This is a genomic window from Asanoa ishikariensis (assembly GCF_900107455.1).
Classification (GTDB): Bacteria; Actinomycetota; Actinomycetes; order Mycobacteriales; family Micromonosporaceae; genus Asanoa; species Asanoa ishikariensis.
This window is the reverse complement of sequence record NZ_FNQB01000001.1, coordinates 1,433,511-1,453,492: the sequence shown is the minus strand read 5'-3', so window position 1 is coordinate 1,453,492 and position 19,982 is coordinate 1,433,511. Positions and strand designations below refer to the sequence as shown.

18 protein-coding genes, 1 other RNA gene and 1 pseudogene are annotated in these 19,982 nt (G+C 70.1%); 7 read left to right on the top strand and 13 right to left on the bottom strand.

The genetic code is table 11. The annotated features are described in order from the left end of the window. Positions 1 to 38: 38 nt before the first annotated feature. Positions 39 to 1,166, bottom strand: a pseudogene (locus tag BLV39_RS06845) (YibE/F family protein); the annotation flags it as partial. A gap of 90 nt (positions 1,167 to 1,256) precedes the next feature. Between BLV39_RS06845 and BLV39_RS06840 the strand changes: the two are divergent. Both BLV39_RS06840 and BLV39_RS06835 read left to right on the top strand, forming a co-directional pair. Further along, positions 1,257 to 1,745: a hypothetical protein gene (locus tag BLV39_RS06840; RefSeq protein WP_090788483.1), complete on the top strand. Its 489-nt coding sequence runs from the start codon at positions 1,257 to 1,259 to the stop codon at positions 1,743 to 1,745. Between the two features lie 97 nt (positions 1,746 to 1,842). Beyond that, complete coding sequence (locus BLV39_RS06835; RefSeq protein WP_090788481.1) at positions 1,843 to 2,898, top strand: lytic polysaccharide monooxygenase; 1,056 nt, start codon at positions 1,843 to 1,845, stop codon at positions 2,896 to 2,898. Positions 2,899 to 2,997: 99 nt separating this feature from the next. Here the strand turns inward: BLV39_RS06835 and ssrA are convergent. The 9 genes from ssrA to BLV39_RS06790 form a co-directional block, all read right to left on the bottom strand. After that, positions 2,998 to 3,375, bottom strand: a transfer-messenger RNA (tmRNA) gene (gene ssrA, locus BLV39_RS06830). An 88-nt stretch (positions 3,376 to 3,463) separates the two neighbouring features. After that, positions 3,464 to 3,940: an SsrA-binding protein SmpB gene (gene smpB / locus BLV39_RS06825; protein WP_090788479.1), complete on the bottom strand. Its 477-nt coding sequence runs from the start codon at positions 3,938 to 3,940 to the stop codon at positions 3,464 to 3,466. A gap of 136 nt (positions 3,941 to 4,076) precedes the next feature. Beyond that, positions 4,077 to 5,330, bottom strand: coding sequence for a peptidoglycan DD-metalloendopeptidase family protein (locus BLV39_RS06820; RefSeq protein WP_090788476.1), 1,254 nt, complete (start codon positions 5,328 to 5,330; stop codon positions 4,077 to 4,079). Between the two features lie 145 nt (positions 5,331 to 5,475). Next, positions 5,476 to 6,351, bottom strand: coding sequence for a permease-like cell division protein FtsX (gene ftsX, locus BLV39_RS06815; RefSeq protein ID WP_090788474.1), 876 nt, complete (start codon positions 6,349 to 6,351; stop codon positions 5,476 to 5,478). 73 nt (positions 6,352 to 6,424) lie between these two features. After that, positions 6,425 to 7,105, bottom strand: a complete 681-nt coding sequence (gene ftsE, locus BLV39_RS06810) for a cell division ATP-binding protein FtsE (RefSeq protein ID WP_090788472.1) — start codon at positions 7,103 to 7,105, stop codon at positions 6,425 to 6,427. 134 nt (positions 7,106 to 7,239) lie between these two features. Beyond that, positions 7,240 to 8,361 (bottom strand): peptide chain release factor 2, encoded by a 1,122-nt coding sequence (prfB, locus tag BLV39_RS06805; RefSeq protein WP_090788470.1) that lies wholly within the window; start codon positions 8,359 to 8,361, stop codon positions 7,240 to 7,242. Positions 8,362 to 8,440: 79 nt separating this feature from the next. Next, positions 8,441 to 8,956 (bottom strand): PadR family transcriptional regulator, encoded by a 516-nt coding sequence (locus BLV39_RS06800; RefSeq protein WP_090788468.1) that lies wholly within the window; start codon positions 8,954 to 8,956, stop codon positions 8,441 to 8,443. A gap of 144 nt (positions 8,957 to 9,100) precedes the next feature. Next, entirely contained in the window at positions 9,101 to 10,402 is a 1,302-nt protein-coding gene (locus BLV39_RS06795) for a serine/threonine-protein kinase (RefSeq protein ID WP_090788466.1), read from the bottom strand. A 79-nt stretch (positions 10,403 to 10,481) separates the two neighbouring features. Continuing rightward, a complete protein-coding gene (locus tag BLV39_RS06790) occupies positions 10,482 to 11,282 on the bottom strand; it encodes a tryptophan 2,3-dioxygenase (RefSeq protein WP_090788464.1) in 801 nt (266 codons plus the stop codon). Between the two features lie 63 nt (positions 11,283 to 11,345). Between BLV39_RS06790 and BLV39_RS06785 the strand changes: the two genes are divergently transcribed. After that, the gene (locus tag BLV39_RS06785; RefSeq protein ID WP_090788462.1) at positions 11,346 to 13,742 is read left to right on the top strand and encodes a helicase-associated domain-containing protein; all 2,397 of its coding nucleotides are present in this window, start codon (positions 11,346 to 11,348) and stop codon (positions 13,740 to 13,742) included. Here the strand turns inward: BLV39_RS06785 and pruA are convergent. After that, on the bottom strand, positions 13,739 to 15,367 hold the full coding sequence (pruA, locus tag BLV39_RS06780) for an L-glutamate gamma-semialdehyde dehydrogenase (protein ID WP_090788459.1): 1,629 nt from the start codon (positions 15,365 to 15,367) through the stop codon (positions 13,739 to 13,741). The genes BLV39_RS06785 and pruA overlap by 4 nt on opposite strands. 242 nt (positions 15,368 to 15,609) lie before the next feature. Here pruA and BLV39_RS06775 point away from each other — a divergent pair, with 242 nt between their 5' ends. Further along, positions 15,610 to 16,719 carry a hypothetical protein gene (locus tag BLV39_RS06775; protein WP_090788457.1) on the top strand — a complete coding sequence of 370 codons (1,110 nt, stop codon included), beginning with the start codon at positions 15,610 to 15,612 and terminating at the stop codon, positions 16,717 to 16,719. Here the strand turns inward: BLV39_RS06775 and BLV39_RS06770 are convergent. Further along, on the bottom strand, positions 16,702 to 17,154 hold the full coding sequence (locus BLV39_RS06770) for a DUF6912 family protein (RefSeq protein WP_373315362.1): 453 nt from the start codon (positions 17,152 to 17,154) through the stop codon (positions 16,702 to 16,704). The two genes, BLV39_RS06775 and BLV39_RS06770, sit on opposite strands and share 18 nt — an antisense overlap. A gap of 52 nt (positions 17,155 to 17,206) precedes the next feature. Then, the gene (locus tag BLV39_RS06765; protein ID WP_090788453.1) at positions 17,207 to 17,620 is read right to left on the bottom strand and encodes a rhodanese-like domain-containing protein; all 414 of its coding nucleotides are present in this window, start codon (positions 17,618 to 17,620) and stop codon (positions 17,207 to 17,209) included. A gap of 94 nt (positions 17,621 to 17,714) precedes the next feature. On the opposite strand from BLV39_RS06765, the gene BLV39_RS06760 reads away from it, so the two are divergent. The 3 genes from BLV39_RS06760 (at position 17,715) to BLV39_RS06750 (ending at position 19,677) form a co-directional block, all read left to right on the top strand. Further along, entirely contained in the window at positions 17,715 to 18,197 is a 483-nt protein-coding gene (locus BLV39_RS06760; RefSeq protein ID WP_090788451.1) for an Lrp/AsnC family transcriptional regulator, read from the top strand. Between the two features lie 63 nt (positions 18,198 to 18,260). Further along, positions 18,261 to 18,491, top strand: a complete 231-nt coding sequence (locus BLV39_RS06755) for a helix-turn-helix transcriptional regulator (protein WP_090791222.1) — start codon at positions 18,261 to 18,263, stop codon at positions 18,489 to 18,491. A 637-nt stretch (positions 18,492 to 19,128) separates the two neighbouring features. Further along, the gene (locus BLV39_RS06750; RefSeq protein ID WP_090788449.1) at positions 19,129 to 19,677 is read left to right on the top strand and encodes an Rv3235 family protein; all 549 of its coding nucleotides are present in this window, start codon (positions 19,129 to 19,131) and stop codon (positions 19,675 to 19,677) included. Positions 19,678 to 19,982: the final 305 nt, after the last annotated feature.

Sequence of the window (19,982 nt, the reverse complement as noted above, 5' to 3'; positions counted from 1 at the left end):
GAGCTCCGATCAGGAGTCCCGCCAGGTCAGCGCGGGGCGGTCACCAGAGCGGCCAGGCCCGTGGTCACCGGGACCGCGGCGATCAGGCCGATGGTGCCGACGACGCTGCGGACGATCTCGTCCACGATGAACTCGCTGGTGAGCACCGTGGACGCCGGCTGGCCGCCGATGATGACCAGCAGGAGCAACGGCAACGACGCCCCGGCGTACGCCAGGACGATGGTGTTGACCGTCGAGGCGATGTGCGCCCGGCCGATGCGGGTGGCGGAGCGGTAAAGGGCGCGGGCGCCGAGGGTCCGGTTCGCCGCGGCGAGTTCGCCGACCGTGGCCGCCTGCGTCACCGTGACGTCGTCGAGCACGCCGAGGGTGCCGATCACGATGCCGGCCAGCAACAGGCCGCGCGGGTCGATCTCGCCGAGGAAGACGGCGAGCAGGCCGGTGTCCTCGCTGCCGAAGCCGGTCAGGTGCAGCGCTTCGGTGGCCGCGACCGCCAACCCGCCGGTCAGCGCCAGGCTGATCAGCGTGCCGAGCACGGCCACCGAGGTCTGCACGCTGAAGCCGTGCGTCAGGTACAGGACCATGAACATGATCGCCGCGGCGCCGACGATGGCGATCAGCAGCGGCGGCTTGCCGACCGCGATCGCCGGCAGGATGAAGGTCAGCAGGATCGCGAAGCTGACGCCCAGCCCGATCAGGGCCGCCAGCCCCTGCCAGCGTCCGAAGGCGACGACCACGAGTGCGAAGAGCCCGATCAACACCGCCAGGGGTACGCCGCGCTGATGGTCGAGCACCGCGTACTGCGTCGGACCGCCCGGTGCGGCGTTCTCCCCCACGATGATCTTGTCGCCGACCGACACCACCGGGGAGCCGGGTCCCTCCGGGATCGTCGCGGTCACCGTCTGGCCGGACTGCGGCCCACTGGTCAGCCGCACCGTCACGGACCCGCACTGGCGGGCCGCGCGCTGCTGGCACGGCTGCGGCCGCACGGCGGTCACGGTCGCGTCGACGCGCGGCGGCTGGTCGGTGGCGATGGTCTGCGGCCCCGTGTACGGCCAGAGCACGGCGAGCCCGATCACGGTGAGCAGCGCGAGCGGAACCAGGATCGCCGCCATCACCATCCGCGTGCGCCGGGGCGCCGGGCCGACCGGTCCGTGCGCATGCGCCATGCCGTCGAGGCTATATGTCTGGTTTATCCGAGCGTCGTGAATGCCGTGCGACGGGTTGACCCGTGGCGGGCCAGCATGTGGCCATAAGGCATGAGCGCCGACGTCGTCAGCCTGGCCGGCGTCGCCGCAGTCGGCTTCGCATCGGCGTTCCAACCGTTCACCCCGGTCGAGGCGTACCTGATCGGCCTCACGGCGACCACCGACGCCGCACCGCTCCTGGCCGGCGTAGCCGCCGCGATCGGCCAGACCGCCGGCAAGGTGGTCATCTTCCTCGCCACGCGCGGCCTGCTCCAGGGCTCACTGCTGCGCCGGATCGTCGACAAGCCGAAGAAGGCGGCCCGCCCGTCGGCGTTCCGCGACAGGATGACGGCGCTGGTCGCGCTGCTGGACAAGCCCCGGTATTCCGCGGCCCTGCTGTTCGTCAGCGCCACCGCCGGCATACCACCCCTGATCGCAGCAACGGTCTACGTCGCCCGTACACCCATGGCCCTGCCGGTCTTCGCGATCCTCTGCCTCACGGGCCGCATCGTCCGCTTCGTAGCGGTGGCCTACGCACCGGGCCTGGTGGGCCTCCATTGACTGTCATGCATACGTCATGGCACCCTGAGCGCGCCGCGGGAGCGACGTAGCGAACGGAAGCGAGGGGCAGCTTCCGTCTACGACTCGTGGAGCTCTCATGCGCATCGCCCGACTACTGGCCGTCCCGCTCATCGCGCTGGCAGCCGCAATCGTCGTCCTCCTACCCACCTCGCCAGCGTCAGCCCACGGCAGCGTGATCAACCCAGCGTCCCGCAACTACGGCTGCTGGGAACGCTGGGGCTCGCGCTTCCAAGCGCCAGAAATGGCCACGGAAGACCCCATGTGCTGGCAGGCCTGGCAGGCCAACCCCAACGCCATGTGGAACTGGAACGGCCTGTACCGAGAAAACCTGGCCGGCAACCACCAAGCCAACGTCCCCGACGGCCAACTCTGCAGCGGAGGCCACGCCGAGGGAGGCCGCTACAACGCCATGGACACAGTAGGCAACTGGCGAGCAGCCTCAGTAAGCACCAGCTTCTCCCTACGCCTACAAGACCAAGCCAGCCACGGAGCGGACTACATCCGCGTCTACGTGACCCGATCGGGATACGACCCAACAACCCAGCCCTTGCGCTGGAGCGACCTGACCCTGGTAAGCCAGATCGGCTACACCCCGGCCTCCCAGTGGCAACCGGCCAGCCAAGGCGTCCAGATCGACATCCCAGTCTCGGTCCCAGCCCGCAGCGGCCGAGCCATGTTCTACACAATCTGGCAAGCCAGCCACATGGACCAGTCCTACTACTTCTGCAGCGACGTAAATTTCGGCGGCAGCAACCCCACCACGCCACCCACCAACAACCCCACGACGCCGCCAACCACCCAGCCCACGACCCCACCGACAACTCCGCCAGCCGGCTCAGCCAGCTGCACCGCCGCCTACACCCAGGCCGGCGCATGGACGGGCGGCTTCCAAGCAGACGTACGAGTAACCGCCGGCTCCAGAGCCATCACCGCCTGGACAGTCACGCTGACCTACGCCAACGGCCAACAGGTAACCCAGGTCTGGAACGGCACAGCCACAACGAGTGGTAGCACAGCGACAGTAAGAAATGCAGGCTACAACGGCTCCGTGGCAGCCGGAGCCAGCACAACCTTCGGCCTACTCGGCTCAGGCACAAGTGCCACACCCACAGTCACCTGCGCAGCCACGTGACCTGAACCGTAGGGGTTTTCCGGGGGCTCGGCCCCCGGAGCCGGAATAACGAGTGGGCGAGGTCTGTCGCTGTAAAGCAGACAGACCTCGCCCACCCTCTCGTGGAGGTGCCGGGAATCGAACCCGGGTCCTTCGGCGCCTTGTCAGGGCTTCTCCGAGCGCAGCTCGCTATGTCCTTACTCGGCCCCACCGATCACACGAGCGAGTCGGTGAGACGGGCCCAGTCGCTGATTAATCTCGCCGTGCGGTCCCCGCGACCGGGACCGGTTGGCCAGCCTTCTAGCTGATGCCGGCAATCTGGGCCGAAGGCACTCCCAGGCCGACAAGTTCGCTAACCCGCCGTCAGGCGGCGAGGGCGAACTGAGCGCGATTCTGCTTGGCGCTTATAAGTTTCCAACGACCGATTTTCGAGACGACGTTGGCTTCCTCGGCTCGCTTCCCCTGTCGCAACGGACGAAGTCGAAACCAGTCACCCCCTCGTGCTGCGACTGCCGCAGCCACTACAGATTAACGTGTCGCGCTAGTCGTTTCTTCCCGAGGTTAGAATCGCCCACCAGGGGACGAATCACTCCATGCCCTTGCTGCGGCGGCCGGCGGCCTTCTGGATCTCCCGGTCGGCGTCGCGCTTGGCCAGGTCCTGGCGCTTGTCGTAGGCCTTCTTGCCGCGCGCCAACCCGAGCTCGACCTTGGCCCAGCCGTCGTTGAAGTAGACCGACAGCGGCACCAGGGTCAGCCCGCTCTCCTTGAGCTTGCCCTGGAGCTTGTCGATCTCGACCCGGTTGAGCAGCAGCTTGCGCGTGCGCCGGGGCTCGTGGTTGGTCCAGGTGCCCTGGCTGTATTCCGGGATGTGCATCCCGTAGAGATAGAACTCGCCGCCCTTTTCCTGGGCGAACGCGTCGACCAGGGACGCCCGGCCCGCACGCAGCGACTTGACCTCGGTGCCGGTCAGCGCCATCCCCGCCTCGTAGGTATCGGTGATGGCGTAGTCGTGCCAGGCCCGGCGGTTGGACGTGACGTTCTTGCGGCCTTTTTCCCGCGGCACGACCTTGACCTCTTTCGCTCGGACAACTGTGCAATGCTACCCGCCACCCGCGCCGCCGACACCTGGGTTCCGGTCCGGGGTGCACACGGCAAGGCCCGCGTCACAGGGACGCGGGCCCGCCGGTTCGAGGATCCGGTCAGCAGAGGCAGGGTGGCAGGAAGCCCAGTGGCTGCACCGGGTCGCCGTTCATCCGGACCTCGAAGTGCAGGTGGTCGCCGGTCGACGCGCCGGTCGTGCCGACCCGGCCGATGGTCTGGCCGCGCTTCACCTTCTGTCCCTCGTGGACGAGGATCTTGGACTGGTGCCCGTAGCAGGTCGACATCGACTTGCCCCGGTACTTGCCGTGGCTGATGCACGTGTAGTTGCCGTAGCCGCCGTTCCAGCCCGCCATGATCACTGTGCCGGCCGACGCGGCGTGGATCGGTGTGCCGCCGTCGGCGGCCAGGTCCACGCCCGCGTGTAGCTGCCAGACGTGGTAGTACGGGTCGAACCGGCTGCCGTAGTCGCTCGACTTGTAGCCGCGCACCGGCACGAACAACCGCCCGGCCGACAGCTTCGCCTCGGCCGCCGCCCGCTGCTTCGCCTCCCAGGCCCGCAGCGCCGCCGCGATCCGGGCCTCCTCGGCCTTGGCCTCCTTGTATTTCTGGAGGCTCGCGGCCCGCTCCTCCTGGGCGACGGTCAGCGCCTCTTCCTTCTGCCGCACGAGTTGGGCGACCTCGCGTACCGCGTCCTCGGCCTGGTCCTCGGCGACCGACGCGTCGTCGAGGGCCGTGTCCGCGCTGAGCATCGCCTCGTCGGCCGCGGCGCGGGCCAGGGTGGCGTCGTTCTCCTCGCGACGCGCGATGGCGAGCGCGTCGATGTAGCCGCGAATCGTCCGCCGCTGCTCGGTGACCACCCGGTCGACGTAGGTGAACCGGTAGAGCGTGTCGGATGCGTTCTCCGCCCGCATCAGCACGTTGAGGTTGGCCAGCGGGCCACCCTTGTACGCCGCGGCGGCGAGCTCCCCGATCTGCTCCTGACCGGCCCGGCGTTCCTGGTCGGCGACCGCGAACCGTTTCTGCGCGGCGGACACGGCCACTTGGGCATCGTCCGCCTTGCGCTGTGCCGTTTCCGCCTGAACCTGGGCGGCGACGACCTGACCTTGGCTCTGGATCACCAGCTCCTGTGCGGCGGGGAGCTTCCCGCTCGCGAGTACGAGTTGGCGGGCCGCCTGCTGAGCGCGCTCGGTGGCGCCCTCCAAGATCGAAGACGCCCGGGCGACCTCGGCGTCGATCCGTTTCTTGTCGCCTCTCGGGTCGCCTCGGGCGGCCCCCGCCGGCGCGATCGTGGCGAGCACGACCAGGGCCAACAGTGCCGCTAATTTTGGACTCTTCCTGCGATAGGAGTACATCTTGCACCCTTCACCCGCACGTGGGCTTGACGCTACCTACGGCGCAGAGGGCACAAAGGCGAAACGGAGTAACAAGCGGTATATAGCACAACGCCCGCCCCGCCGCTCTCGCGACAGGACGGGCGCCTCAGCAGACCCCAGACCCTTAGACCCGCAGGTAGAAGCGGAGGGTGACCCAGGCGGTGATCGAGCTGACCAGGGTGCCGGCCAGCGCCATCAGCGGCAGCATGACCAGGACCTTGCTCCAGGACAGCGGCGTCAGCAGGTCGGTGAGCTCCGACAGCGAACCGTCCAGGAGCAGCACCTTGCCGAGGGCCAGCGCTCCGAAGCCGATGATCGAACCCAAGACGCCGGCGACCACCGCCTCCAGCACGAATGGTGCCTGGATGAACCAGTTGGACGCACCGACCAGCTTCATCACCGCGACTTCTCGGCGTTTGCTGTAGGCCGCGACCTGGATCGTGTTGCCGACCAGCAACAGGGCCGCGATCGCCATTACGCTGGCCGCCACCAGCGCCATAGTCTGCACCGAGCCGAGGATATTGAAGATCTTTTCCAGCAGGTTGCGCTGGTCGATGATCTGGTCGACACCGTCCTTGCCCACGTACGCCTCGCGTACCGCCTGATATTGCTCAGGGTTCTTGAGGCCGACCCGGAAGGACTCGGGCAACTGGCCGGGCTTGACCGCGTCGACGACCGCCGGCACGTCGGAGAACATCGTCTGGAACTTCTTGAACGCCTCGTCCTTGGACTCGTAGATGACCTCACGAACCAAGGGGTCGGACTTCAGCGAGCCTTCGAGCGTGGTGCGCTGGTCGTCGGTGATCTCGGGCTTCAGGAAGATGGCGACTTCGATTTTGTCGTAGTAGTACGCCTTCATGTCCTTGACCTGCGCGTAGATCAGGCCACTGGCGCCCAGCATCGTCAACGAAACTGCCATCGTGATGATCATGGCGACGGTCATCGTCACGTTGCGCCACAGTCCGACCATCACCTCGGACATGACGTACTTCAACCGCATCGGGGGGATTCCTTCCGGAGCTCCACTGGACTAACGACTGCCGGGTAGCAAAGGCGCGACGGGGGACCGCACCTCAGCCGTAAACGCCCCGGGCCTGGTCGCGCACGATGCGACCACTCTCGATCTCGATGACGCGCCGGCGCATCTGGTTAACGATGTTGGAGTCGTGGGTGACCATCACGACCGTCGTGCCCGTGCGGTTGATCCGGTCGAGCAACCGCATGATCTCGATCGACGTGTCGGGGTCGAGGTTTCCCGTCGGCTCGTCGGCCAGGAGGATCAGCGGCCGGTTGACGAACGCGCGCGCCACGGCGACACGCTGCTGCTCACCACCGGACAGCTCGTGGGGGTAGCGGTGCTCCTTGCCGCCGAGGCCGACCAGCTCGAGCACCTCGGGGACCACGCGCCGGGCAACGGCCTTGGTCTTCCCGATGACCTCCAGGGCGAAGGCCACGTTCTCGTACGCGGTGCGGTTGGGCAGCAGCCGGAAGTCCTGGAACACGCAGCCGATCTGCCGGCGGAAGGCCGGGATCTTCCACGACCGCATCGCCGTGACGTCGCGGCCGTTGACGTGCACCCTGCCCTTGTTGGGCTGGACCTCGTGCAGCAGCAGCTTGATGATCGTCGACTTGCCGGATCCCGACGGGCCGATGAAGAAGACGAACTCGCCCTTCTCGATCCCGACGGAGACCTCGTCAAGCGAGGGCCGCGAAGCCTTCGGATAGGTCTTGGTCACGTGCTCGAGCTGAATCACGGGTCGTGAGTCTACGCGGTGTAACGAAAACTCCAAGCCTCAAGGCATCCATCGTGCCCGGTTTGCCGGAAAGGCCGAAATTTATTCCACACATTAGACGGATGCACACACAGACAGTCACCGTAGATAACGGGTTACGCGGGGTCTGTCTCCAACTCGCGCTGCTTCCGCCAACGGATCCCGGCCTCGATGAACTCATCGATCTCGCCATCGAAGACCGAAGACGGATTGCCCGTCTCCTCCTCAGTTCGAAGGTCTTTCACCATCTGATAAGGGTGGAGGACGTAGGAGCGCATCTGGTCGCCCCAGGAGCCGGAGGAGTCGGTCTTCAGACCGTCGAGCTTGGCCTGCTCCTCCTGGCGCTTGCGCTCGAGCAGCCGGGCCTGGAGCACGCGCAGCGCCGACGCCTTGTTCTGAAGCTGCGACTTCTCGTTCTGGCAGGTGACCACGATGCCGGTCGGGATGTGCGTGATCCGGACCGCGGAGTCGGTGGTGTTGACGCTCTGGCCGCCCGGACCCGACGACCGGTAGACGTCGACCCGCATGTCGTTCTCGGGGATGTCGATGTGGTCGGTCGTCTCGGTCACCGGCAGCACCTCGACGCCGGCGAAGCTGGTCTGGCGACGGCCCTGGTTGTCGAACGGGCTGATCCGGACCAGCCGGTGGGTGCCGGACTCGACGCTGAGCGTCCCGTAGGCATAGGGCGCCTTCACGGCGAAGGTCGCGGACTTGAGACCGGCCTCTTCCGCGTACGAGGTGTCGTAGACCTCGGTCGGGTAGTTGTGCCGCTCGGCCCAGCGCAGGTACATCCGCAGCAGCATCTCGGCGAAGTCGGCGGCGTCCACCCCGCCCGCGCCGGCCCGGATCGCGACCAGCGCCTCCCGCGAGTCGTACTCGCCGGAGAGCAGGGTCCGGACCTCCATCTCCTCGATGGCCTTGTGCAGGGAGGTCAGCTCCGAGCCGACCTCGACGAGGGTGCCCGGGTCGTCCTCGCCCTCGGCCAGCTCCAGGAGCACGTGCGCGTCGTCGAGCCGGCCGCGCAGGCTCCCAAGCCGGTCGATCTCGCTGTTGACGTGCGAAAGCTTCGAGGTGACCGCCTGCGCCTTCGCCTGGTCGTCCCACAGATCGGGTGCCGACGCCTGCTCCTCCAGGTCAGCCTTGTCCCGGCGCAGCCTGTCGAGGTCGAGCACGGCCTCGATGTTGCGCAGGGTGGCATCGAGAGTCTTGAGCTGGTCGGAGTAATCGGCAGCGGTCACAACATAAAAGAGTAGCGCTGTTGTACACGGTCCCTCGCTCAGCGGGGTCGCCCGCCGAGCGAGGGATCAGGTTCGCGTACTACTTGGCCGGTGCTGCCTTGAGCCAGCTGAGAGCGGCCTTGTGGTAGTTGATCGCGAAGTCGAGGGCGGCGGCACCGTAGGAGTCGCCTTCCTTCTTCGCCTCGCGGGCCTGCTCGCGGGCCGATGCCAACTGCTCGCTGTGGTAGGCGTTCGCGTTGGCGTAGAGCTCCTTGAGCTGGCCGCCGGAGTGCTGCTGGCCGAAGGCCACCCGAAGGGCCGTCGGGTTGCGCACGGCATCGCGGCCGGGCGTCTCGCTGAGCCAGCGGGAGAAGGCCCGCTTGCCCGACGCGGTGATCGCGTAGGGCTGGCTGGAACGGGGACCCGGCTTGCCGAGACGTACGTAGCCCTGCTCGGCCAGCGCCGGCAGCTCGCGGTAGACCTGGCTGCGGGTCATCGACCAGTAAGGGCCGAGCCGACGCTCGGCGGACGCCATCAGCTGCCCGCCGGTCATCGGTCCTTCGTGGAGCAGACCGAGCAGTGCGGCCGCCGTGGGGTTGATGTCAGTTTCCGCCATAACTCAAAGGTCGCACGCAGGCGGCCCCTCGTCCAGGATTTCGACTGATCAAAAACTAGGCGTCTCCACAATGCACTGTCTGTGACAGACAGTCTGCTAAGGACAATGAAGCCAGGCGGGCGGTATCGGCTGCAAAAGCCTTGATCATGTCGTCGGAGGCATGGAAGGCATGAGTTCTCCGATACCGGGCACAGGCCCCAGGTCGGGTGGCACGAGTAGCTCGCCGACCACCGGCGACGGGCTTCCGGTGCTGGTGGGAGCGTTGGGACCCCCGGGAACCGTGGTGTCGCTCACCCCAGGTGGCGAGCCCGCCTCGGGTTGCCAGGAAGGTCCCAGGTCCGGCCCGGCACCTCTGCCACCACTCAGGATCGCCAGCGCGGCGACCACCACGAGCGTGACCACCGCCACCCCCGCACCAAACAACGCGACACGCCGATGTCGACCCGAACGGGGCGGTCGCCCCGGATCCACAGGGGGCGGTCCTGCCTCCGGGAGTCCCGCGAGCGGGATGGCGACCAGAGCGCCGGCGTAAGCGGAGGCCGGCGAGACCGGCGCGGCCCGCAGCGGCACCCAGGCGACCGGCGCACGGGCCACAGTGGCGCCACCCGGTCGGGGCCACCAGGTGACCTGTTCTCCGTGCAGGGGTGCCAGCGTGGGTGCGCCGTCGAGGGCCGGCTCCAGCCCGCGCAGCCGGGCGGCGAGCAGTCGGGCGGCCGGGCGCCGGTCGGGCTGGGCGGCCACGCAGTCCTCGATCACCGGCCAGACCACCGCGGGCAGCCCGGGCGGCGGTACGGGAGTGCACGTCGTGTGCCGGGCGATCACCTGGGTCGGTTGGCCACCACGGTAGGGGCTGCGACCGGTGAGCAGTTCGTAGAGGACGATCCCGAGCGCGTACACGTCGGCCGCCGGCCCGGCCGGTGCGCCACCGACCACCTCGGGTGCGACGTACTCCGGCGTGGCGTGGAGGACCGCCGCGCGGCGCGCCCCCATCCGCCGCGCCACGCCGAAGTCCGTCAGTCGGACCCGCCCCCCGTTGGCGGGCACGAGAAGGTTGGCCGGCTTGACGTCCCCGTGCACGATCCCCCGGCCGTGCAAATAGGCCAGCGCGTCGGCGACCTGGGCCGCGATGTGCGCGGCGACGGCCGGCGGCACCGGGCCGTCCCGCCGTACCCGGCGGCGCAGGTCTTCGCCATCGACCAGGTCGAGCACGAGCGCCGGGGCACCGTCGAACGTGGTCGTGCCGCGCAGCCCGACGACGCCGGGATGATCGAGCCCCGCCAGGATCTGCGCCTCGGCCGCGAAGCCGGCGACCAACTCGGGCTCCGCGGCCGCCTCCGGCCGGAGCACCTTGATCGCCACCGGCTCGTCGGTCTCCCCGTCGACCGCGCGCCATACGGTGCCGACCGCTCCCCGGGCGATCTCGTCGCCGCGCTCGTACCGCTCCATCTCCGACCTCCCGCGCCCAAGTTAGGTGCGCGGAAACGGCCGGCGGCCGGCCCGAATCCGGGATGGCACGAACCTGGGGTCAGAGTCGGCTGCGGAGCTCCCAGAGCTCAGGATAGAAACGCATTTCGATGCGGGAGCGCAGGTACGCGCCGCCGGCCGAGCCGCCCGTGCCCGGCTTCGTGCCGATCTGTCGCTCGGCCATCAGGACGTGCCGCGCCCGCCACAGCGAGAACGCCTGGTCGTGCGCGATCAGCGCCTCGGCCAGGTCCCAGAGCTGCCCGTACCGCTCCCGGTCGTTGGCGATCGCCGCGTACGCCGTGAACCGCGCGTCGGAGGTCGACACGTCGAAGCCGGCCTTGGCCAGCACGGCCAGGAAGCCGTCCCAGATGCTCGGTTCGTCGAGCCGGGACTGGAGCCGCGCCCGGTCGTCGTCGGCCAGCCCCTTGAACCGCCGCAGGTAGCCGGGGTCCTTGGCGCCGGACAGGAACTCGATCTCGCGGAACTGGGCGGACTGGAAGCCCGACGCGGGTGAGAGCTTGTTGCGGAAGGCGAGGAAGTCCTGCGGCGTCATCGTGTCGATCACGTCGACCTGGTTGACCAGGACCCGCTCGACCACCAGGCAGCGCTCCAGCCGCACCCGGGGCAGGTAGCTCTCCCCGGCCAGCATCCGGTTGCGGGCGTCGGTCAGCTCCGAGAGCAGCAGCTTGAACCAGAGCTCGTACACCTGGTGGATCGTGATGAACAACAGCTCGTCATGGGCGGGCGGCGACGACTCCGGCACCTGCTGGTCGAGCAGATCGGGCAGGCGGAGGTAGGCGCCATAGGTGAGGCGGCCACCCTGCTCGCCGAAATGGGCGTCATGAAGGATCTCTTCGGTCACCCTCCGCACGTTAAACCCCTGGTTGTTTGACCTGCGCGAGTGGGTGCAGCAGGCTGACTTGCCGTGGCGTCCGCGTTGCTGAGCTGGTTGGCCCTCCGCTCACCCGGCGAGCTCGCCGCGATCATCGAGCGGCGGCCTGACGCGCTGCCGGCGGCCGACCTCGACACCCTCGCGGAACGGCTGGAAAGGGACGGTTCGACCGCCGCCGCGTTGTCCACCGTGCCGCTCCCGCAGGCCCAGGTGGTCGAAGCGCTGGCCGGGCTGGGCGCCCCGAGCGTCGGGCCGGACCGGCTCGCCCGGCTACTGGGCCGTCCGGAGCACGACCCGGACCTCGCCGAGGCGCTGGCAGGCCTCGCCGAGCTCGCCCTGGTGTGGCCCGACGAGACCGGCGCGCTGCGGATGGCCGCACCGCTGCTGTCGTCCTTCGAGTTCCCGCTCGGTCTCGGCCCCGCGGCCGGCACGCTGCTGGAGACGGTCGACCGGGACCGGCTGGCCGGCGTCGCGGCGACCTGGCGCGTGCGCACCGACCGGCCGAGGCAGTTGGCCGGTGCGGTCGCGGCGGTGCTGGCCGATGCGCAGCGGGTCCGCGCCGCCGTCGACGCGGCGCCGGCGGACACCCGTGAGCTGCTCGACCGGCTGGCACACGACGGGCCGGTGGCGGACCAGCCCGAGCCGGCGCTCGCCTGGGCCCTCGACCGGGGTCTGGTGTTCCCCGACGGGTGGCGGCGGGCGACGATGCCGCGCGAGGTCGCGGTCGCGCTGCGCGGCCCCGACTGGCACGCGCCGTTCGACCCCCGACCGCCGGCGCTCGCGGTCAACCTGGCCCCGGCCGCCGCGGTCGAGCGGGAGGCGGTGGCCGCCGGCACGCTCGCGGTGCAGCGGGTCGGCGCGCTGCTGGACCTGGCCGAGCAGAGCCCGCTCGCGTTCCTGCGGTCCGGCGGTGTCGGCCCCCGCGAGCTACGCCGCGCGGCCAAGCTGACCGGCGCCGACGAGACCGAGATGCGGCTCTGGCTGGAGCTCGGGTACGCGGCCGGGCTGCTCGGCCTGGTCGACGAGACGGTCGCACCGACGGCCGCGTACGACGAGTGGCGCGCGGCCACCCCCGCCGAGCGGCTGGCGACCCTGCTGACCACCTGGCTGACCCTGCCGACCGTGCCGACTGCCGACCGCCGACCCGGTGGCGGGCCGCCGCTGGCCGCCCTGCTGCCCGACCTGGCCTGGGCGCCGGTGCTGGACGGCCGGCCCGGCCTGCTGCGGCTGCTCGGCACGCTGCCGCCGGGCCGGGGTGCGGCGGCCGACGGGATCCCGGCCGCGCTGCGCTGGCGGTTGCCGGTCGTGCTGCCCGCGCCGCATCCGGTGGTCGAGGGCACCCTGCACGAGGCCGGGCTGCTCGGCGTCGTCGCGCACGGCGCGCTCAGCCCGCTCGGCCGCGCGCTGGCCGAGGCACCCGACACGCTGGTCGCGGTCGGTGCCGGGTTGCTGCCGGACACGGTCGCGGAGGCGATCTTCGAGGCCGACCTGACCGCGCTCGTGCCCGGGCTGCCGGCGGCGCCGCTGGCCACACTGCTCGACACGGCGGCCGAGCGGACGGCGGCCGACGGCAACGCCTCGACGTGGCGGTTCACCGCCGGCTCGGTGCGGGCGGCGCTGGACGCCGGGTTCACGGCGGAGACGCTCCTGGCGGCACTGCGGATCGTCGCCGCCGACGGTGCGCTGCCGCAGGTGCTGGCGTACCTGGTCGAGGATGTCGGCCGCCAGCACGGCCAGGTCCGGGTCCGGGCGGTCGGCTGCGTCCTGCGCACCGACTCCGCGGCGCTGGCCACGGAGCTACTCGGCACCCGGTCGCTGCGGGCGCTCGGCCTGGTCGCGCTGGCACCGACGATCCTGAGCAGTCCGCGCTCGGCGGACGAGACGCTCGACGCGCTGCGCGCCGCGGGCTACTCCCCGGCGGGCGAGGACGCGACCGGCGCGAGCGTCATCCGTCGGGCACCCCGGGTCCGTGCCACGCCCCGACGGCGGCCTGGGCAGGTCCCCACGGCCCGGCCCGCGCCGGTCGGCGACCTGGTCGGGTTGGCGGAGCGCCTGCTTGACCGGCCGGCCCGGCCCCGGCTGGTGGCCGCCGGCTCTTCCGACGGCGGCGGCCCGCCCACCGAGCGCCCGATGTTGTGGCTGGTGCCGGACAACGTCGAGCCTGACCCGGGTGAGCCGGCCGAGGTGGTGGCCGCCGAGGTCCGGCGGCACACCCCACAGCTCGACGCCCGCCAACGCGACCTGCTGGTCTACGCGATCGTGGTCGGCGGGCCGGTCACCATCGACTACCGCGCGGCCGGCGGCGACTTCTCCAGCCGCGTCGTCGAGCCACTGGAGCTCGACGGCAACCGGATGGTCGCCTGGTGCCGGCTGCGCGAGGACGAACGCGTCTTCGGCCTCAACCGAATCGAACAGGTCCGACCCGCTTAGCCCATGTGCGGGTAGCGGTGGTCCGTCGCCGGAACGAAGGTCTCCTTGATCGTCCGCGGGGAGGTCCAGCGGATCAGGTTGTGCCAGGAGCCCGCCTTGTCGTTGGTGCCGCTGGCCCGCGCGCCACCGAACGGCTGCTGGCCGACCACGGCACCGGTCGGCTTGTCGTTGATGTAGAAGTTGCCGGCCGCGTACCGCATGACCTCGGAGACCTGGTCGACGACCCGGCGGTCGTTCGCGAAGATCGACCCGGTCAGCGCGTACGGGGCGATGCCCTCCGCCTGCCGCACCACGTCGTCGAAGCGGGCGTCGTCGAAGACGTGCACGCCGAGGATCGGGCCGAAGTACTCGGTCGTGAACACCTCGTTGGTGGGGTCGGAGCACTCGACCACCGTCGGGCGGACGAACCAGCCCTCGCTGTCGTCGGCGGTGCCACCGGCGAGCACGGTGCTGGACGCCGAGTTCTTGATCCGGTCCAGGGCACCGGCGTGCTTGGCGAACGCCCGGGCGTCGATCACCGCGCCACCGAAGTTGTGGAAGTCGGCGACGTCGCCGTAGGTCAGGCTGTCGGCGGTCGCGGCCAGCCGGTCACGCAGGCCACCCTCCCAGATCGACCGGGGGATGTACGCGCGGGACGCGGCCGAGCACTTCTGGCCCTGGAACTCGAAGGCGCCGCGGATCAGCGCGGTGTGCAGCGCGTCGACGTCGGCACTGGTGTGCGCGACCACGAAGTCCTTGCCGCCGGTCTCGCCGACCAGCCGCGGGTAGCCCCGGTAGCGGTCCAGGTTGGTGCCGACCTCGTGCCAGAGGTGCCGGAAGGTCGGGGTCGAGCCGGTGAAGTGGATGCCGGCCAGGTCGGGGTCCTTCAGCGCCACCTCGGAGACGGCCAGGCCGTCGCCGGTCACCATGTTGATCACGCCGGGCGGCAGGCCGGCCGCCTCGAACAGGCGCATCGTGAAGTGCGCGGCGAGCTGCTGGGTCGGCGACGGCTTCCAGACCACCGTGTTGCCCATCAGCGCCGGAGCGCTGGGCAGGTTGCCGGCGATCGCGGTGAAGTTGAACGGCGTGATCGCGTAGACGAAGCCCTCCAGCGGGCGGTGGTCGAACCGGTTCCACACACCGTTCGACGAGCGCGGCTGGTCGGCCAGCAGGTCGTGGCCGAACGTGACGTTGAAGCGAAGGAAGTCGATCAGCTCGCAGGCCGCGTCGATCTCCGCCTGGTAGGCGGTCTTCGACTGGCCGAGCATGGTCGCCGCGTTGAGGGTGTCCCGCCACGGACCAGCCAAAAGGTCGGCTGCGCGGAGGAAGACGGCCGCCCGATCCTCGTACGACAGGCTCCGCCACATGGGTGCCGCCGCCTTCGCGGCCGTCACCGCCGCCTGCGCATCGGCGTTGGACGCGTTATGGGTGACTCCCAGCACATGCCGGTGCCGGTGTGGCTGGACCACGTCGATGGCGTCCCCGCCACCCATGCGCTGCGCGCCGTCGATGGTCATGGTCAGCTCAACCCGCTCGCCGGCAAGCTCGGCGACTCGGCGCTGGAGACTGTCGCGCTCGGCGCTGCCGGGCGCGTAGTCGCGCACCGGCTCGTTGCGCGGCTCGGGGGTGGTGAACACGGCGTCCATCTACGGCTCCTGACCGATCTTGACGGCTTTGGCGGCATCCGGCCCGCCGGCGCCGGGCGGTCAACCGGGCGCGCTCCCGTGACAACCGGCGGGTGCCAGCGCCACGGTGGTGGGACCTCAAGCCATATTCGCACGTCCGACCGCATGGCCACCGCTGTGCGCCCGCGCCCGGGCCCGGTCAGGGGGCCCGCGTACCCTGGGGCGTCGAGCGGACCGGGGTCGAGCCGACCGAAGGGGACACGATGAGCGAGCGCACCGGGGCTGTGGGCACCGAACCCGACTCGCCCCCTGCCGGCGACACGGCCGCGGCCGTGATCGCGCAGCGCGTACCCGAGACTGAATCCCCCGTTGACGCCGCGCCTGAAGAACCGATCGCGCCTCACGAGCCGGTCGCCACTGGGGAGCCGGTCGCTGACGAGGAGCCGGTCGCTGACGAGGCCGTCTCGGAGGAATCGGACGACGAGGTCGACGACGCGCCGGTACGGATCTCGACCCGGCCGACCACGCGTACCACCGGGCTGGTTCCCGGTCCGGGCGCCGGCCTGCTGGCGCTGCTCGCGCTGGCCTGGTTCGGCACCACGCTGTGGGTCCTCCAGCGGGAGATCTCGACCTCGGTGACCGACGCGGTGGCGATCGCCTCGGCGGCCATCTCGCTGCCCACGGTGGTCTCGGCGAGCCTGGTCGCGGGCGCCGCCTCGGCACTGGTCGCGGTCAACCTGATCGCCCGCGCCGGGTGGACCCCGGCGGCCTCGACCCGGTGGGCCGGCGCGCTGGTGACCAGCGTCGCGGTCGGCCTGCTCGGCGCGCTCGGCGTGATCGTCGGGTACGACGGCCCGGGCAGCCGGGTGCTGGCGGCCACGGTCGCGGCGGCGGCGGTGGTCGGCGGTGCGCTGGCCGGCCTGCGCCCCACGTCGCTGGTGGCCGCGGTGCTCTCCGGGTCGCTGGCGGTGTTCGCGGTGCAGTTCGCGCTCAACTACCTCGGTGCCGGCCCGATCTCCGGATCGAGCACCCTGGCCGCAGTGGTCGCGGGCCTGGTCGCGGGCATCGTGCCGTACGTCTACCTGCGCCGGGTGACCAAGCGCGAGACCACCGAGGGCGGCGCGCTGAGCTGGCCGCTCTACATGGTGACCGGCGCCGGCGTGGGCATCACGCTGCTGGTCACCGAGGTGGTCACCCGGGTCGGCGGCGCGCAGGTACTCGACGCGGTGGCGTCGCTGAGCGAGTTCGACCGAGCCTTCCGTGCCCATGTCGACGCGGACCGGCTGACGTACACGCTGATCGTGTTCTTCGTTGGTGCGTTGGCCACCACGATCGCGTTCGGTCGCACGCTGCCGTCAAAGAAGCGTGTCTAGCTCCGAGACGTCGTACCACTCGAGCTCGTGGTCCTCGGCACTGTCGACGGCGAACTGCGCGTCCTGGTCGCCGGCCAGCGCCTCTTCGACCTGACCGGCCGCGGCCTCGACGTCTTCCTCGGCGTCCGCGCTGTCGATATGCACGGCGGCGACGGCCTGCAGCGGCACGGGGCCGGTCAGCTTGACCATGCTGGAGCCGAGCTCCGCGTCGACCCGCTGCACGGCCGCGCGGCCCAGGTCGGCCGAGACCACGACGCGCCGGCGCGGTGCCGTCGGGTCCTGGCGCAGGAGCCGCAGGGCGCTCTGGGCGGCGCGGGTGAAGGCGACGTACTCGAGCTCCTCCTCGTCGCCCTCCGCGTACCACTCCCTCAGGTCGGCGGTCACCGCGTGCGCGGCGGCGGCGGTCAGGCCCTCGTTGCGGAGGGCGGCGAGCATCGGCAGCGTCGCCGGCAGGTAGACCCGGATCAGAGCGTCTGGCACCGCACGTTCATACACTGCGAGCGGGTACGGCCGCCAGCGGCGCGGTCAACGGGTCTGCCTGGCGGGTGACTAGTCCGTCCTCGGTGAGCACGGGAAAGCCTTCGCGGATCCAGTACTCGATGCCGCCGATCATCTCTTTCACGTCGTAGCCGAGGCGGGCGAGCTCGTGCGCGGCCTTGGTGGCGCCGTCGCAGCCGGGGCCCCAGCAGTGGACGACGACGGGTGTGGCCTTGTCCAGCAGCTTGGCCGCACGCATCGGGATCATCCTTCGCGGAAGGTGGATCGCCTGTGGGATGTGGGCCTGCCTCCAGGAGGCGAGGTCACGGGTGTCGACGAGGGTGAAAGTGCTTTCTGTCGCGTGTACGTCGGAGACGTCGGTCTGGAAGGCCAGCTTGGCGGCGAAGAACTCCTGTGCGTTCATGCCTGTTGACGCTATTGCCGTCGGTGCTTTTGTTGAATGGCCTCTCAACGGCACTTCTGTTGATTGAGCGTTGGTCGCACGGTAGTTTGCTGGCGTGGCCGTTGATTCCCCGGTGCTTGACTCGACCGACTGGCGATTGCTCGCGGAGCTTCAGTCCTCGGGTCGTTCGTCGTTCGCGGAGTTGGCCCGCGCGGTGGCGATGTCGCCGAGCGCGGTCGCTGAGCGGGTGCGGCGGCTGGAGGAGGCCGGGGTGGTCGCCGGCTACCGCGCGGTGGTGCCGCCCGCGGTCGTCGGCCTGGAGATCATGGCCTTCGTCCGGCTGCGCTACCCGACGGGCAACTACAAGCCGTTCTACGCGCTGCTGGACACGACGCCGGAGATCATCGAGGCGCACCACGTCACGGGCGAGGACTGTTTCGTGCTCAAGGTGGTCGCCCGCTCGATGCGCCACCTGGAGTCGGTGTCGGGGCGGATAGCCGGGCTGGGTGCGGTGACAACCAGCGTCGTCTACTCGAGCCCGCTGCCGGGCCGAGACGTGTCCGCCGCTGCGGCGCTGGCCCCCGGGGCCGAGACATAGGTGCTGTCCGCAGGCAGTCGATGGCAAACTGAGGCAACCGCACTTGGTTGAGGAGTGATCCGGGTGGAGCCGAGGTTCCTGCGTTTGTCCGAGGTGGCTGAGGAACTCGCCACCACGGACTCGCAGATCTACCACATGGTCCGCAGCGGAGAACTCCCGGCAATCAAGATCGGCGGGCGCGGCCAGTGGCGCGTCGAGCGTTCGAAGCTCGAGGAATACATCACCGGCAAATACGCGGAAACCGCGGACTGGGTGGCTTCGAACCCGCTGGTCGACAAAGAGCCCGAGTCCTAGCCACGACTTCTCCACAAACGGGGTGCCTGCCGAAAGCAGACACCCCGTTTCCATGCCTGCCATTGACGAAGGCCGAAGTCTCGTCTCAAGATGGTCTGGTCGAAGGCAAACGAAAGCAAACGCAAGATTCTTTGTCTGGTGATCAGCCCACCGGGGAGGCTGCTCCATGTCGACCGCCACCGCTCCACCTACTGTCCTGACCCGCGAACCGGTCACCCGCGGCCCCACTGCCCGAGCATCGACCGGTCCGCCGTTGGGCGGCGGGCCTGCGTCGGTTCCGCTGTCCGTGACGCCAACCGGCACCGGATGGCCGAGCGCGCCAACCGTCTCGAGCCCGGCGGCTCGGGCCGCCGCACCGCACCGGGTTGCCGTTGGCAGCGGGCGCGGGCGTGCGGACGTTCCGCCGCCGTCGACCCGACATCGCCAGGCAACGGTCCGATCCGATCTCCCGCCACCGGCCGGCCACGTGGCAGTAGGCGCTGAGCCCGCGCCGGCGACTAAGGGCGACGGTCGCGCCCTAGCTCCGCCGTCGACCCATCAAGGACGCCATGGCTCGCCGCCTGCGCCGACGCCGGTTCGCGTCGCGCACGATGCGGGGGCGTCGCTGATCCGTCGGTCTCCGCGGCAGAAGCGCACCGTGACGCGGGGCTACTACCCGCCCATCACCATCCGGCCGGCGCCGTCGTTCGATCCGCCGTATGTCGACGAGCCCGGCGCGGACGAGTGGTATCGCGAGGCGGCCGGGCAGCTCGCCTTCGACTTCTCTGCCCTGACCCGTCGGCCTGTGCCCGCTCCACCGACCACCCCGCCGGCCCTGACGCCGAGCCTCACCGCGTCGCCAGAGGCGCGGCATGCCGCGGGCCGCTTCGCGCGGGCGTGCTTGGAGATCCTCAACGGCTACCGCCCGGCGGCCCACGTCCGCTCGCTGTCTCGACCGACCAGCGCACACGCGTTGGTCGAGCAACTCTTGGACGCACTGCGCCGCATGCCGGTCACTCCGGCCAGCCCGCGACGTCAGCAGCAGCCGGAACTGGTGCGGCTACGCCGCCTACGGATCAGCGAACCCGCACCCGGCGTCGTCGAAGCCGCCGCCGCACTGGGCACCGACGCCCGCACCTGGGCGATGGCCTTCCGCCTGGAACACACCAGCACGCGCTGGCTGGGCACCGTGCTCCAGGTCCTATGACTCCCGGAGCGCCCACCTGGCCAGGGCACGCCGGTGGGCGCTCCGGGCTCCACCACCTGAACCCAACATTCGGCACACAGCATCGCCGGCCCAGGTGATCGATCCGCTCCGCGTCGCTGTAGCTGGCTGATCCCGCCCATGATCGTGTGCATCGCACCAACAGTCGAGGCGCGTCTCGTCATGATCGTGTGTAGCTGGTCGAGACCTTCGACGGCGTGTCACCCAGATCAGGCGCACATGATCAAGGACGAGCCAGGCCATCACCTCGATGTGATGCACACGATCACCACCGGCGGCCTTGGCAA